The organism is Pseudomonas mangrovi (genome assembly GCF_003052585.1).
Lineage (GTDB): Bacteria > Pseudomonadota > Gammaproteobacteria > Pseudomonadales > Pseudomonadaceae > Aquipseudomonas > Aquipseudomonas mangrovi.
Window position 1 is genome coordinate 94,397 of record NZ_QASN01000021.1, and the last position, 15,514, is coordinate 109,910.

Sequence of the window (15,514 nt, forward strand, 5' to 3'; positions counted from 1 at the left end):
CAAGCCACGGCCGGCACTGCAAGACTCAACACGGTAGCGGCGACTCCGGGTACTTGGCCCGGACCCACCGCTTGCGCTCTTCTTACTGCGGGTTGGCCCGCGTACTGGACAGCAGCGACCCCAGGCTGGCGGCCTTGGGCTTGACCAGCCAGAACTTGCGCAGATAGTCGTCCAGGTTCTCCAGCAGCTCGCGGCCCCAGGCGCTGCCGGTCTCGTTGACATACTCGAGCAGCACGCTGCGCAGGTGGCTGCGATAGGCCTCCATCGGCTCGCCACTGATGCGCTGGATCTCCACCAGCTCGTGGTTGACGCGGTCGACGAAGCTGTTCTCCATGTCCAGCACGTAGGCGAAACCACCGGTCATACCCGAACCGAAGTTGTGCCCGGTACGACCGAGAACGCAAACGAAACCGCCGGTCATGTACTCGCAGCAATGGTCACCGGTACCTTCGACCACCGCATGGGCGCCGGAGTTACGCACGCCGAAGCGTTCGCCCGCAGTGCCGGCGGCGAACAGCTTGCCGCCGGTAGCACCATACAGGCAGGTGTTGCCGATGATCGCCGAATCCTGGGTCTTGAACGGGCTGCCGGCCGGCGGGGTGACCACCAGCTTGCCACCGGTCATGCCCTTGCCGACGTAATCGTTGGCGTCGCCTTGCAGGTACATGTGCAGGCCGCCGGCGTTCCACACCCCGAAGCTCTGACCCGCAGTGCCTTTGAAGCGGAAGCTGACCGGCGCATCCTTCATGCCCTGGTTGCCGTGGACCTTGGCGATCTCGCCCGAGATCCGCGCGCCGATCGAGCGGTCGCAGTTGCAGATATCCAGCTCGAACTCAGCACCGGTCTTCCCGGCAATGGCGGAGGCAGCCAGCTCGACCATCTTCTCGGCCAGCAGACCCTGATCGAACGGCGGATTCTTCTCTACCTGACAGAACTGCGGCTTGTCCGCCGGAATCAGGTCGCTGCCGAGCAGCGGGGTGAGATCCAGATGGCGCTGCTTGTCGGTCTCGCCCGGCAGGATTTCCAGCAGATCGGTACGCCCGATCAGCTCGCCCAGGCTGCGCACGCCCAGCTTGGCCAGCCACTCGCGGGTTTCCTCGGCGACGTAGGTGAAGAAGTTCATCACCATCTCGACAGTGCCGATGAAGTGATCCTTGCGCAGCTTGTCGTTCTGGGTCGCCACGCCGGTGGCGCAGTTGTTCAGGTGACAGATGCGCAGGTACTTGCAACCCAGGGCGATCATCGGCGCGGTACCGAAGCCGAAGCTCTCGGCACCGAGAATCGCCGCCTTGACCACATCCAGACCAGTCTTCAGACCGCCATCGGTCTGCACCCGAACCTTGCCACGCAGGTCGTTGCCGCGCAGGGTCTGGTGTGCCTCGGCGAGACCGAGTTCCCAGGGGCTGCCGGCATAGCGAATCGACGACAGCGGCGACGCGCCGGTGCCACCGTCGTAGCCGGAGATGGTGATCAGATCGGCATAGGCCTTGGCCACGCCAGCGGCGATGGTGCCCACGCCCGGCTCGGCGACCAGCTTCACCGAGACCAGCGCGGCCGGGTTGACCTGCTTGAGGTCATAGATCAGCTGCGCCAGGTCTTCGATCGAATAGATGTCGTGGTGCGGCGGCGGCGAAATCAGGGTCACACCGGGCACCGCGTAGCGCAGGCGCGCGATCAGACCGTTGACCTTGCCGCCGGGCAACTGACCACCCTCGCCGGGCTTGGCACCCTGGGCAACCTTGATCTGCAGCACTTCGGCATTGACCAGGTATTCCGGGGTGACGCCGAAGCGGCCGGTGGCTACCTGCTTGATCTTCGAGCTCTTCACGGTGCCGTAGCGCGCCGGATCTTCGCCGCCCTCACCGGAGTTGGAGCGCGCGCCGAGCCGGTTCATGGCTTCGGCGATCGCCTCGTGGGCCTCCGGCGACAGTGCGCCGAGGGAAATCCCGGCGGAGTCGAAGCGCTTGAGGATCTCGGCGAAAGGCTCGACCTCGTCCAGCGCCAGTGGCTTGTCGGCCAGCTTGACCTTGAGCAGGTCGCGGATCATCGATACCGGACGGTTGTCGACCAGCGCGCTGTATTCCTTGTAGGTCGCGTAGCTGCCCTGCTGCACAGCAGCCTGCAGCGTGCTGACCACATCCGGGTTGTAGGCGTGGTATTCACCGCCGTAGACGAACTTGAGCAGGCCGCCCGGCTGGATCGGCTTGCGGCTGGTCCAGGCTTCGGCGGCGAGCAACTTCTGCTCGGCTTCCAGATCGACGAAACGCGCACCCTTGATCCGGCTGGCGACGCCACGGAAGCTCAGCTCGACGACGTCATCGGCCAGGCCGACCGCTTCGAACAGCTGGGCGCCGCGATAGGACGCAACGGTGGAGATGCCCATCTTCGACAGGATCTTCAGCAGGCCCTTGGAGATGCCCTTGCGGTAATGCTTGAACACCTCGCCCAGGTCACCGAGCACTTCGCCGGTACGAATCAGGTCCGCCAGCACTTCGTACGCGAGGTACGGATAGACCGCTGTGGCGCCGAAGCCGATCAGCACCGCGAAGTGGTGCGGGTCTCGGGCAGTGGCAGTCTCGACCAGGATATTGCAGTCGCAACGCAGACCCTTCGCCACCAGGCGATGGTGTACGGCGCCAACCGCCAGCGAGGCATGCACCGGGAGGCGACCCGGGGCGATGGCGCGGTCGCTGAGCACCAACAGCACCTTGCCGGCACGGACGGCTTCTTCGGCCTGGTCAGCAATGCTGCGCACCGCTGCCTCAAGCCCGAGAGCCTCATCGTAGTTGAGCTCGATCAACTGATGGGTAAAGCCCTGCTGCGGCAGGTTGAGGATGGTGTTCCACTTCGCCGGAGAGATGATCGGCGTACTCAGGATGGCGCGATTCGCATGGTCGGCGCCCTCTTCGAAGACATTACGCTCGGCACCCAGGCAGGTTTCCAGCGACATCACGATGGCTTCGCGCAGCGGATCGATCGGCGGGTTGGTGACCTGCGCGAACTGCTGGCGGAAGTAGTCGAAGGGCGAGCGCACGCGACGCGACAGCACCGCCATGGGCGTGTCGTCGCCCATCGAGCCCACGGCTTCCTGACCCTGTTCGGCCAGCGGGCGCAGCACCTGGTCACGCTCCTCGAAGGTGACCTGGAACATCTTCATGTACTGACGCAGCTGGTCGGCGTCGTAGCTGGCAACGCCCTGATCGTCATCCATGGTCGCCTGGATGCGCACGGCATTCTGCCGCAGCCACTGCTTGTAGGGCTGCTGGGTCTTGAGGCGATTATCGATGTCCTGGGTGGTCAGCACCTGGCCACTTTCGGTATCAACGGCAAGTATCTGGCCTGGGCCGACACGGCCCTTGGCGATGACGTCTTCGGGCGCGTAGTTCCATACACCGACCTCGGAGGCCAGGGTGATGTAGCCGTTGGTGGTAGTGACCCAGCGCGCCGGACGCAGACCGTTGCGGTCCAGCAGACATACGGCATGGCGCCCGTCGGTCAGTACCACACCGGCGGGACCGTCCCAGGGCTCCATGTGCATGGAGTTGAACTCGTAGAAGGCGCGCAGATCCGCGTCCATCGACTCGACGTTCTGCCAGGCCGGCGGAATGATCATGCGCACGCCGCGGAACAGATCCATGCCGCCGGTAACCAGCAGCTCGAGCATGTTGTCCATGCTCGAGGAGTCCGAACCCACGCTGTTCACCAGCGGACCGAGCTCTTGCAGATCGGGGATCAGTTGGTTGTCGAACTTCAGCCGACGCGCCTGCGCCCAGTTGCGGTTACCGGTGATGGTGTTGATCTCGCCGTTGTGCGCAAGGAAGCGGAACGGCTGGGCCAACGGCCACTTTGGCAGGGTGTTGGTGGAGAAGCGCTGGTGGAACACGCAAATGGCGGTCTGCAGGCGCTCGTCACCCAGATCGGGATAGAACTGCTGCAGGTCCGCCGGCATCATCAGACCTTTGTAGATGATGGTCTTGTGCGAAAAGCTGCAGATGTAGTGTTCGCTGTCGCCAGCGTTGGCCACCGAGGAGCGACGCCGGGCACTGAACAGCTTGATGCCGAACTCCTGATCCGACAGACCCGCGCCACCGACGAAGACCTGCTCGATCTGCGGCAGACGCTCGAGCGCCAGGCGGCCGAGCACGCTGGTGTCGATCGGCACCTTGCGCCAGCCGATCAGCTGCAGGCCGGCGGCGAGGATTTCGCGGTTCATGTTCTCGCGGGCCGCTTCGGCGCGCGCCGGATCCTGGTTGAAGAACACCATGCCCACCGCGTACTGCGCCGGCAGCTCTACGGCGAAGGTTTCTTTCGCCACGGCTCGCAGGAACAGGTCCGGCTTCTGGATCAGCAGGCCGCAGCCATCGCCAGTCTTGCCGTCGGCGTTGATCCCACCCCTGTGGGTCATGCAGGTCAGCGCCTCGATGGCGGTCTGCAGCAGGTGATGGCTGGCCTCGCCCTGCATATGGGCAATCAGGCCGAAGCCACAGTTATCCTTGAATTCGTCAGGACGGTACAAACCTGCTGTCATAGGGACTCTCACCAGAACGCGTTCTCTTTCGAGAACTGATTTCTTTTGAATTCAGAAACGCAGTGATCGCGCACGCGAAAACCCCGGTTTCTGCCCGGTCAAAGGGCGCACATTGTACACACACGACAGGGCCCTCACAAACCCGAGGCCCCGAGTGGACGACTGAAAAGCCATGGCAGGGAACGTCTACCCACCACGGCCATCAGCGCCGGATCAGCGCGCGCCCAGCTCCTGCCGCACTGCAGCGAAGCTCTTCGGCCAGGGCTTGCCCGCCCGCACCTTCTCCGGCAAGCCGGCGATGGCTGCCTGAGCTGCCTGGCGGCTGGCAAAGTTGCCGTAGGTCACCACGTACAGGGGCGCACCCTGATGCTGCTTGACGTAGTAGCGATAGCCCTCGCCGCGCTCACGCACAAAGGCTTGCGCACTCTTTTCGGAACGGGTGCCGAGGATCTGCAGCAGATAGTTGCCCACCGGCTGCGCGCGATACCAATCCGCCGCCGCAGAAGGCGTCGCCGCGACTGGCTTCTGCTGGGCAGGCGGAGCTGGAGTCGGAGTCGGAGTCGGAGTCGGAGTCGGAGTCGGAGTCGGAGTCGGAGTCGGAGTCGGAAGTGTGATGCCCTCTCCTGCGGACGCAAGGGGCGACTGTGCGACGGAGGGAGCTGTCTCCACTACAACTGGCGACGCCGGAACTTCCAGCTGCTCGGCATCCTCCTCGGATAGGCCTGCGGCTTCGGCAAGCGGCTGACGCATGACCGGCTGAGGATCCTCAACCGGCGGCAACGGCTGCGGCGCACCGGCGCCATCGAAGGCAATCGGCGGCGTGCTCGCGACGGGCGCCGCCAGCTGAGAATCGGGCGCCAGCACCACCGAGCCAGGCTCCTGCTCGCCCTGGAACAGCCCCTGAGCGAACCAGGCCAGCAGCACACCGAGAAAAACCACCCCCACCGCCAGCAGATGGCGACGCGGCATACCGAACCCCGCCCCCTTCTGCGCACTGCGCTCAGCGAGCATGTTATCGATCAGCAACTCTCGGGCGACGCGATTGATCTGCCCCGGCCAGCCGAGCGATCGCTCCTGGATCTCCTCCAGCTGGTCCTCACTGAAGAGCTCTATTCCCTGGCCGGCCGCCTCCAGGCGCTGCGCCACATAATCACGGATTTCCTGCTCGCCATATGGCTCGAGCTCGATTGCATGAAAGCGCTCCTCTCCTCCCGCCAGCAATTGAAGACGCGGCAGCAACTCCTGCTGAGCAAACAGGAAAATATGCGGCCGTCCATCTCCCTCAGCCGCAGCAAGTGCCATGAGTAGCTCGATTGCGGCATCGGAGAGCTGATCGGCATCATCGACCAGCAGATAGATTTCCTGCCCGGTAATCGCGAGCTGCATCATTTTCGCTTTCAGTGCCGCAAGATCGGCAGACTGCACACCCAGCCCCTGGGCGATCTGCGCCAGCACCTTCGGCGGCTCGCCAGCCGAGCGCGCAGAAAACACGACCGCGCTGACGGTCTGCTTGTTGGCGCTGGCCACCAGCGCCTGGCGCAACAGGGTCTTGCCACTGCCCTCGGGACCGGTAACCACCAGAACCAGCTGACTGTAGCGCGCCAGATGGTGCAACTGCCCAAGTACCGGTTTGCGCCGAGCCGGGAAAAACTTGAACCCTGGCGTTCGGGCCGCGAACGGATCGTGGCTGAACTGGTAGTGCCCCAGGAAAACCTCTTCGACATGCAGACTGGACATGAACTTCATTGACTCCGCAGCTGTTCGAACAGCGCCTGATAATTTGCGACGAGCGTCTCCTGCAGAACTGCTGCGGGATAATCGGCCGTGACCACCGCATCACCAACCGAACGCAACAACACCAGACGCAACTGGCCATCCAGCACTTTTTTGTCGACTGCCATATGCCCTAGAAAATGCTCGGGCGTCATCTCCACTGGCGGAACAATTGGCAGCCCAGCCCGAATGAACAGGCGCAGGGCGCGATTCCGCTCCGCTTCGGCGATCCAGCCCAGTCTACGAGACATCTCCAGTGCCATCGCCGTTCCTGCGGCGACAGCCTCGCCGTGCAGCCATACGCCGTAACCCATGTGGGTCTCTATGGCATGCCCGAAGGTGTGTCCAAGGTTCAGGATCGCCCGCAGCCCGGACTCGCGCTCATCGCTGCCGACCACCCGAGCCTTAGCTGCACAGGAGCGCTCGATAGCGTGTCGCAATGCTGCATCGTCAAGGGCACGCAGGGCATCGACATTGGACTCGAGCCAGCCCAGAAAAGGCGCGTCACATATCAGACCGTACTTGATGACCTCGGCTAGCCCCGCGGACAACTCGCGCGAAGGCAACGTCCGCAAGCTGTCGGTATCGATGACAACAGCTTTTGGCTGATAGAAGGCCCCAACCATGTTTTTGCCGAGCGGATGATTGATCCCGGTCTTGCCACCCACCGACGAATCGACCTGAGAAAGCAGAGTAGTCGGCACCTGAATGAAATCGACCCCCCGTTGATAACAGGCAGATGCAAAACCCGCCATATCTCCGATCACCCCTCCACCGAGCGCGATTACGGTCGTGCGGCGGTCATGCCTGGCAGCCAGCAGCGCGTCAAAGATCAGCTGCAGCGTCTCCCAGTTCTTGAACGCTTCGCCATCGGGCAGGATGATCGGCGTAATCGAGTATTTTGCAAGGGTGTGACACAGCGCCTCGAGATAAAGAGGCGCCACGGTGTCATTGGTAACTATCGCGATCTGGCGGCCGGCGATATGCCGCTCGAACAACTGGGCCTGTCCAAGCAGTCCACGACCGATATAGATGGGATAGGAACGCTCGCCGAGATCAACCTGAAGACTTTGCATATGCCCCCCACTGGAAAGCGCAAAGAATATCGCAGATCGACGGACGCTTTAACGCTATTAACGCGGAGGTAGAGAATCCAAACGCTCCATGATCTCGTGTACGACGATTCGCGGCGGCCGCTCATCGGTCTCGATGACCAGGTCGGCAATTTCCCGATACAGCGGATCACGAATCGCCATCAGATCGGTGAGTACCTTCCGAGGATCCGGCCCGCGCAATAGCGGACGGTTGCGATCCTTGGCAGTGCGCCCGATCTGCTGCTCGATAGAGGCATGCAGGTACACCACGCGACCGCCAGCACGCAAGGCGGCTCGATTCTCCGGACGCATCACGGCACCGCCACCAGTCGCCAGAACCACACCCTCATCCTGCGACAGATCAGCGATGACCGCCTGCTCACGATCCCGAAAACCCTGTTCGCCCTCCACGTCGAATATCCAGGGAATATCCGCACCGGTGCGCACTTCGATTTCCTTGTCCGAATCACGGAAGGGAATACGCAGCTCTTTGGCAAGCAAACGCCCGATGGTGCTCTTTCCAGCACCCATCGGGCCAACCAGAATCAGGTTCTGCACTGAATCAGCGACTCACCGCAATCGCCTGGTTGTTCATGATGCGCGGAGTAAGGAAGACCAGCAGCTCGGACTTCTTGTCCTGCACGATGTTGCGCTTGAACATCCGACCCAAGAACGGAAGGTCACCCAGGAACGGGACCTTTTCGACTGCGCTGGTCTGAGTATTCGAGAAAACCCCACCGATGACGATGGTTTCCCCATCTGCAACCAGAACCTTGGCGTTAACTTCATTCTTGTTGATTGGCGGAACACCATTAAGCGCATTGGCAAAGTCAGGAGCATCCTTGGTGACCTTGACCTCCATCACGATGCGATTATCCGGGGTAATCTGCGGCGTCACCTCGAGAGACAGCGCTGCCTCCTTGAACGAAGTAGTCGACGCACCGCTGGAACTGGCTTCCTGATAAGGAATCTCTGCACCCTTGAGGATTTTCGCAGTTTCCTTATCTGAAGTAACGACTTTGGGCTGGGACACGATCTCACCATTGCCCGTTTTTTCCATAGCCGCCAATTGCAAGTCAAGCATGACATTGTCGCTTAGGAATCCAATACCGATACCCGAAGTACTATTTATCAGCCCCAAATCCACAAATGGCTGAGCAGCAGTCTCTTCGAAATCCTTCCCTGTAACTGTTTTCGTTCCCGGCAGGTAAAGACGACCGTCTTCCCCGACCATCGTCGCCCCATCCTTACCATATACATTCCAGTTACTGGAGCGAGAGTCGCCACCCCAGCGAACACCAATCGCCTTGTCATAATCCACATTCGCTTCAACGATACGCGCCTCAATCATTACCTGGCGCACCGGAATATCCAATTGCGTGACAATACGGCGCAGCTCATCAATACGCTCCTGAGTCAACGTGACAATCAAGCTATTGGTACGGTCGTCATATATTACCGAGCCGCGCATATCATCCTTGAGCGCCCCTTTCTTGCTATTGTCTTCATACAATTTAGCAATATCGGACGCCTTGGCGTAATTCAGCTGGATGATGTCCTTACGCAGCGGCGCTAATTCAGCAACCTGCTTCATTGCCTCAAGCTCTTGCCTTTCACGCGCAGCAATCTCATCCGCGGGTGCAACCAACAGCACGTTACCAACTTTACGCTTATCAAGACCCTTGGTTTTCAAAACCAGATCAAGCGCTTGATCCCAAGGGACATTCTGCAGTCGAAGGGTAATATTCCCCTCGACAGTGTCGCTGGCAACAAGATTCAGATTGGTGAAATCAGCAATCAACTGAAGTACCGAGCGCACATCGATATCTTGGAAATTCAGCGATAGCTTTTCACCACTGTAAGCAAAACGCTCAGCCTTGCGCTTCTCAAGATCATCTTCGCTAAGAGGCTTGATGCTAAGGGTCAGTCGATTCCCGGTCTGATATGCCATATGATCGAAGTGGCCTGTAGATTCGACCACGATGTCAGTGGAATTGGCATTAGAGCTGGCACTCACGAACTGAACCGGAGTGGCGAAGTCCTTTACATCGAGACGAACACGCAAGGGCTCCGGCAATGCCGTCTTGGCAAAGCTGATTAGGATCTTCCCACCTTGCTCGCGGATATCAGGATTTACGGTAGAGTCCGATAGGTCTATCACAACGTTTCCCTCGCCTTGAGGGCCACGCTGGAAATCAATATTCCTTACCTCTTTTGGCATAGCAGCTTGAGAACGCGGCGACTCAGTGGTTGCTAGCGGAGCTGCAGAGGTAAAGCCAGCCTTTGCCTCCTCTCCCACGATTACGTAAAGCTGATTCCCATCTGCCCTCGTATTGTAAGGCGCCAAGGTGGCGAGATTGATGATCAGTCGAGTGCGGTCGCCCGCCTCTACAACAGTAACGCTTCTGGCATTACCTACGCCAAGCTCTCGATTCTTGACGCCGAGCTTATTCTCTACACCCGGAAGATCTAGAGCAATGCGTGCCGGCTGCTCAATCGTATATCCACGCGGCGCAGATACAGGCTCGTCAAAGGTAAGCTTCAGTTCAACTTTGTCGCCAGGCAACGCGGCAACATCAAGCGACTGCAGGGAAGCAGCGAACAGGGAAGTAGAAGCCAGCGAGGCGATCAAGGAGAAGCCGAGGCGCGAAATCAGAGTATTCATTCTCAGACCTTGCTGTGCAGAGCAGTAGTTATTCTTCATATTCTATATTCGCTCTTACGAGCGCTCCTTGAGAGAGATGCTTCGCGGGCGCTCAATCCATCCGCCTTCGCCATCCGGGACTATTTCCACCACATCCACCTGCGCATCGCCGATGGACTGAATTCGGCCATGATTACGGCCCAGGTAGTCGCCAACCCTAACGCGATGAACACCACCCGCCCCAGAAACCAGAGCGTATAGGCCCTCTTCATTCGACAGAGTGCCCACCATATTGAACATTTCGATATTGAAGCCTTCTAGAAACTGCTTAACCCGCGTCTCATCCGGCCTAACATCTCTTGAGCCGGCCTGTCTTCCGGCTTCAGCAAGCCTTACTGGGACCTGGAAAGGGCTTCGCTTAGATGCAGCCGTGTAAGTAAAAGGCTCATACTCCGGAACCTCCGGATCAGGCTCTATCGCCTTCGGAGGCCGCGCACGAACCTCATCCATATAGGCCTGCAAATCTGCAAATCCACCACCAAAATTGCATCCAGAAGCCAGAAAAAGAGGCGCCAGCATGATGACCAAACGAATGTGCTTCACTTCTGCACCCCCTGGTCGTTGTAGCGATATGTCTTGGCCAGGATGGACATCTTCATTTTTCCTGCCGAATAGATCGGACTTTTCAACTCAGTGTCATCTGGATGACGGATTTCGAAATCATGCATCGTAACGATGCGATCCTGACTCGCAACACTACTTACGAAAGTTGCAAAGTCATGGTAAGTACCAGCAACTGTAATCTGAATAGGTAGCTCGATATAAAACTGCTGGGCCACCTCGGGCATAAGCTTGATTTCGTCAAACTCAAGACCGCTGGCGAGTCCCGTACGAGTGATATCTTCCAGCAGACCAGGCACCTCGGTATCACTAGGCAGTTGCTGCAGCAAAGCGCCAAACTTTATATTTAACCGCTCCATCTGCTCTTTGTACGCCTCAAGATTTGCAGCCTTCTCCGCCTTGCTGGCAAAGTCTATTTTAAGCTGCTCCTCTTCTGCCGCAACTCGCTCAAGTCGCTCTTGCAGCTCTTGTAAGTGCAGAAAGTACCCCGCAACCAAAACAGCTAAGACCACGAACCCACAGGCGATAGCACGCACTGCCGCAGGCCAGGACCCGAGATTATTGAAGTCAAGGTCATTGATTCCACGGAGATCGTCAGAAAGGCTCATTTACCTACTCCTTTTTCTGCGGCGTCACCCGGGCGAGCCTGCTGCACGGTCAAAAGGAAATTGTTCGCCTGCTCTAGCTCCCCAGCAGTCTTCAGCTTGACCTGGGTCAGCGTCGCCTTACTTAACCATTCAGATGCATCCATGCTACGCATCAACTCAGAAACACGGTTATTCGACTCCGCAGCACCAGCAATAGTTATCGTTTTACCCTGCATCTTTACCGACTCATAATAGAGCCCGTCGGGCAAAGTGCGCGTCATCTGATCAAACAACCGAGCAATAACCGGGCGATTGAGCTGCAGATCCTGGATGATCTTCATCCGCTCAATCAGTTGCTGACGCTGAGCCTGCAGTTCATTGATTTCCTTGATCCGCGACTCAAGCACAGTGATCTCGTTACGGATGAACTGATTTCTCGCATTCTGATTATCGATGGCGCCGTTAAGGAGCATGTCGCCGAGAAAGACCAAACCGCCAGCTACAATAAGTGAACCCGCGAGCGCAACGAGGAAACGCTGCTTGCGCTCCTCGCGAAGCTGCTCACGCCAGGGAAGTAGGTTGATCCGTGCCATCAGTCGAAACTCCTCATTGCCAGACCGCAGGCGATCATCAAGGCAGGGGCATCACCAGCCAGCGCCGCCGCATTGACCTTGCCGCTAAGAGCCATGTCGGCAAAGGGGTTCGCCACCAAAGTCGGAGTACCTATTTTTTGCTGGATAAGTCGATCAAGATCGGGAATGGAAGCAGTACCACCAGCCAGCAGGATGTAGTCCACATCGCTGTATTGGCCCGCAGCAAAGAAGAACTGCAGAGAACGAGAAACCTGCTGGACCACTGCCTCCTTGAACGGCTGCAGCACCTCCGCGTCGTAATCGTCAGGCAACCCGCCCTGCTTCTTGGCCAGCCCCGCCTCCTCAAGAGATAGCCCGTAGCGACGCTGAATCTCTTCAGTCAGCTGACGCCCGCCAAAAAGCTGCTCCCGGGTATAAATGGTACGACCGTTATGCAGCACACTGAGCGTGGTCATGGTCGCGCCGATATCAACGATCGCGACGGTTAGATCTCCCGCCCCCTTGGCAAGCTGAGGAGCAAGCAACGAGTAGGCGCGCTCCAATGCGTAAGCCTCGACATCCACCACCTTAGCGGAGAGACCTGCAAGACCGAGAGCCGCCTCGCGAACCTCGACGTTCTCCTTGCGGCATGCCGCAACCAGAACCTCGACGCGCTCCGAATTACGAGCGGAGGCGCCCTGCACTTCGAAGTCGATGGCTACCTCCTCAAGCGGGTACGGAATGTACTGATCCGCCTCGATCTTCAGCTGATTCTCGAGCTCGTCTTCGGAAAGACCGGCTTCCATCTCGATGGTCTTGGTGATCACCGCGGAGCCAGCCACCGCAACAGCGGCGGTCTTCACGCCGGTGCGTGCCTTGGAGAGCACCCGCGCAAGAACCTGGCCGACACCCTCAAGCTCGGCAATGTTCTTCTCGACCACAGCGTTAGCGGGGAGCGGCTCGACAGCGTAGGCCTCTACCTTGTAGCGGCTTCCCGAGCGACTCAATTCAAGGAGCTTGACCGAGGTCGAACTGATGTCGATCCCCAGCAGCGTATTCGCTTTCTTGTTGAAGAGCCCTAGCACGACCGTTTTCCTATTGACATCCGAGACTTACGGACTATTTATGTTTTTCCACATTAAATAACAGTCTTGACAGAAGCGCAAATGGCTTCCTGGCAAAAATTCCGCTTATAATGTGAACGATTTTCCTCTTTTCGCATCATTCTGCTCTTAACCCATTCTTTTATCTGGAAATCTGCGAATCCTGATGCGCCTGCTGAAGTTCCTGGCCTGGTCTGGCCTAGCCGTATTTTGCGGGCTGCTACTCAGTTTGAGTGGCGCCTTTCTGTACCTGGCTCCTGGCCTGCCTTCCGTCGACACCCTGCGCGACGTGCAATTGCAGATTCCCCTGAGGGTATACAGCAGTGACGGCAAACTGATAGCAGAATTTGGCGAGATGCGTCGCTCCCCGATCCAGTTCGCCGACATTCCGCAAGACTTCATTCACGCCCTGCTCTCAGCCGAAGACGACAATTTTGCAAATCATTATGGCGTCGACCCATCGAGCCTGATGCGCGCTGCCACGCAATTATTGAAGTCCGGGCAGATCCAGACTGGCGGCAGCACCATCACCATGCAGGTCGCCAAGAACTTCTTCCTAAGCAGCGAGCGCAGCTTTTCGCGCAAGATCAACGAAATCCTCCTGGCCCTTCAGATAGAAAGGGAGCTCAGCAAGGACGAGATTCTTGAGCTCTACGTCAACAAGATCTACCTGGGAAACCGTGCCTACGGCATTGAAGCTGCCGCTCAGATCTACTTCGGAAAGTCGATCAACGATCTTTCATTGGCCGAACTGGCGATGATCGCAGGCCTGCCCAAGGCCCCATCACGATTCAACCCCCTGTCCAATCCGCAGAGAAGCAAAGAGCGCCGCGATTGGATTCTCGGCCGCATGCTGCATCTCGGGCACATCGACAAAACCCGCCACGACGAAGCGATCGCCGAAGAAGTGAACGCACGCTACCACGTAGCCACTCCGGAACTCGCAGCTCCCTATATCGCAGAGATGGCTCGCGCAGAGATGGTCGGCCGTTTCGGCAGCGATGCCTATACCGCCGGCTACCGGGTCACCACCACGGTACCCAGTGACTTGCAGGATTTCGCCAACAAGGCCCTTCGCCAGGGCCTTATGGACTATGACCGCCGCCATGGCTACCGGGGACCGGAAACCCGTCTTCCCGGCATGACCCGCGACGCATGGCTTGGTGAGCTGGTCAAAATGCGCTCAATGGGAGGCCTGGAACCTGCCGTTGTGTCGCAGGTAGAACAGAGCGGCGTTATGGTCCTGACCCGCAGCGGAACAGAGGAAGCCATCTCCTGGGACGCGATCAAGTGGGCGCGCCCATTCCTTAACACCAACAGCCTGGGCCCCGCACCAAGAAAGCCTGCAGATGTGCTTGCAGTTGGCGACGTCATCCGCGTTCAGCGAGGCGAGCAAGGGGAGCTACTCATGGCACAGCTGCCAGCCGCGCAAAGCGCGCTGGTCTCGCTCGACCCTCGAGATGGCGCGATTCTGGCCCTGGTCGGAGGATTTTCCTTCGAACAAAGCAACTACAACCGCGCGGTTCAAGCAAAACGACAGCCCGGCTCCAGCTTCAAACCATTCATCTATAGCGCCGCCCTGGACAACGGCTACACCGCAGCCTCGCTGGTCAACGACGCACCCATCGTCTTTCAGGAGGCCGGAATGCGTGAGGCCTGGCGCCCGAAGAATGACAACAACACGTTTCTGGGCCCGATCAGGATGCGCGAGGCGCTGTACAAGTCGCGCAACCTGGTGTCGATTCGACTGCTTCAGGAACTGGGCATGGAAAACGCCCTGGCGTATATCACTCGATTCGGCTTCAACCGCCAGGACCTGCCGCCAAATTTCTCGCTCGCACTCGGCACGGCGAATCTGACGCCTCTGGAAATCGCCAGCGGCTGGTGCGCGTTCGCCAACACTGGCTACCGGATACAGCCCTACCTTGTGCAGCGCATCGAGAGCCGCGACGGAACACTGCTGTTCGAAGCCAACCCGCCCCGCGTTCCAGGAACACCGCAGCGCGTGTCCGCGGATTCCGCAGAAGAAATTCCTGTAGAAGCCCCGGCGAAGGCCACACGCATCATCGACGAGCGGACCGCCTTCATCATGACCAGCATGCTTCAGGACGTCATCCGCAGGGGCACCGGGCGCAGAGCCATGGCGCTCGGCAGGTCCGACCTGGCAGGCAAGACCGGCACCACCAATGAATCCAAGGACAGCTGGTTCTCCGGCTATAACGGAGATTACGTCACCACCGTCTGGGCGGGCTTCGACCAGCCGGAGAGTCTTGGGCGCAACGAATATGGCGGCACCGTCGCCCTGCCGATTTGGATGAGTTACATGGGCGCAGCGCTGAAAGACAAGCCCGAGTATCTGCCTCCCGAGCCCAAGGGCATCGTCACGCTGCGGATCGACCCACTCAGTGGTCGACTTGCCACGCCCGACACACCGGGCGCCTACTTCGAAGTCTTCAAGAGCGAAGATTCGCCACCACCAATGAGCGAGTTCGAACAGGGTTACGGCATACCCGGCAGCCCACTGCCTTTCGACGAGGGCGCCCCCATCGACCTGTTCTGAGCTGCATGCCCGCAGCACTGCCCGCCAAATGG

The 15,514-nt window shown here is 59.1% G+C and carries 10 protein-coding genes; 1 reads left to right on the forward strand and 9 read right to left on the reverse strand.

Annotated elements, in window-relative coordinates; translation table 11 throughout:
* Positions 1-82: 82 nt before the first annotated feature.
* The 9 genes from gltB to DBO85_RS16750 all read right to left on the reverse strand — a co-directional run bounded on the left by gltB (position 83) and on the right by DBO85_RS16750 (position 12,904).
* Complete coding sequence (gene gltB / locus DBO85_RS16710; protein ID WP_108108552.1) at positions 83-4,528, reverse strand: glutamate synthase large subunit; 4,446 nt, start codon at positions 4,526-4,528, stop codon at positions 83-85.
* Positions 4,529-4,741: 213 nt separating this feature from the next.
* Positions 4,742-6,265: an AAA family ATPase gene (locus tag DBO85_RS16715; RefSeq protein WP_108109073.1), complete on the reverse strand. Its 1,524-nt coding sequence runs from the start codon at positions 6,263-6,265 to the stop codon at positions 4,742-4,744.
* Between the two features lie 5 nt (positions 6,266-6,270).
* A complete protein-coding gene (gene aroB, locus DBO85_RS16720; protein WP_108108554.1) occupies positions 6,271-7,377 on the reverse strand; it encodes a 3-dehydroquinate synthase in 1,107 nt (368 codons plus the stop codon).
* A 57-nt stretch (positions 7,378-7,434) separates the two neighbouring features.
* Positions 7,435-7,953: a shikimate kinase AroK gene (aroK, locus tag DBO85_RS16725; RefSeq protein WP_108108556.1), complete on the reverse strand. Its 519-nt coding sequence runs from the start codon at positions 7,951-7,953 to the stop codon at positions 7,435-7,437.
* A gap of 4 nt (positions 7,954-7,957) precedes the next feature.
* Positions 7,958-10,060: a type IV pilus secretin PilQ gene (gene pilQ / locus DBO85_RS16730; RefSeq protein WP_108109075.1), complete on the reverse strand. Its 2,103-nt coding sequence runs from the start codon at positions 10,058-10,060 to the stop codon at positions 7,958-7,960.
* Between the two features lie 54 nt (positions 10,061-10,114).
* Positions 10,115-10,618, reverse strand: a complete 504-nt coding sequence (locus DBO85_RS16735) for a pilus assembly protein PilP (RefSeq protein ID WP_108108558.1) — start codon at positions 10,616-10,618, stop codon at positions 10,115-10,117.
* 20 nt (positions 10,619-10,638) lie between these two features.
* Complete coding sequence (locus DBO85_RS16740; RefSeq protein WP_108108560.1) at positions 10,639-11,268, reverse strand: type IV pilus inner membrane component PilO; 630 nt, start codon at positions 11,266-11,268, stop codon at positions 10,639-10,641.
* Entirely contained in the window at positions 11,265-11,840 is a 576-nt protein-coding gene (locus DBO85_RS16745; protein WP_108108563.1) for a PilN domain-containing protein, read from the reverse strand. The genes DBO85_RS16740 and DBO85_RS16745 overlap by 4 nt, the downstream gene beginning before the upstream one ends.
* Positions 11,840-12,904 carry a pilus assembly protein PilM gene (locus tag DBO85_RS16750; RefSeq protein WP_108108565.1) on the reverse strand — a complete coding sequence of 355 codons (1,065 nt, stop codon included), beginning with the start codon at positions 12,902-12,904 and terminating at the stop codon, positions 11,840-11,842. Before DBO85_RS16750 ends, DBO85_RS16745 begins: the two co-directional genes overlap by 1 nt.
* A gap of 181 nt (positions 12,905-13,085) precedes the next feature.
* Between DBO85_RS16750 and DBO85_RS16755 the strand changes: the two genes are divergently transcribed.
* A complete protein-coding gene (locus tag DBO85_RS16755; protein WP_108108567.1) occupies positions 13,086-15,482 on the forward strand; it encodes a penicillin-binding protein 1A in 2,397 nt (798 codons plus the stop codon).
* Positions 15,483-15,514: the final 32 nt, after the last annotated feature.

Bases quoted from the DNA above. Each gene is read 5' to 3' on its own strand.
- DBO85_RS16735 (WP_108108558.1), bottom strand. From the start codon at position 10,618: ATGCTGGCGCCTCTTTTTCTGGCTTCTGGATGCAATTTTGGTGGTGGA.
- pilQ (WP_108109075.1), bottom strand. From the start codon at position 10,060: ATGAATACTCTGATTTCGCGCCTCGGCTTCTCCTTGATCGCCTCGCTG.
- gltB (WP_108108552.1), bottom strand. From the start codon at position 4,528: ATGACAGCAGGTTTGTACCGTCCTGACGAATTCAAGGATAACTGTGGC.
- DBO85_RS16740 (WP_108108560.1), bottom strand. From the start codon at position 11,268: ATGAGCCTTTCTGACGATCTCCGTGGAATCAATGACCTTGACTTCAAT.
- aroB (WP_108108554.1), bottom strand. From the start codon at position 7,377: ATGCAAAGTCTTCAGGTTGATCTCGGCGAGCGTTCCTATCCCATCTAT.
- DBO85_RS16715 (WP_108109073.1), bottom strand. From the start codon at position 6,265: ATGTCCAGTCTGCATGTCGAAGAGGTTTTCCTGGGGCACTACCAGTTC.
- DBO85_RS16745 (WP_108108563.1), bottom strand. From the start codon at position 11,840: ATGGCACGGATCAACCTACTTCCCTGGCGTGAGCAGCTTCGCGAGGAG.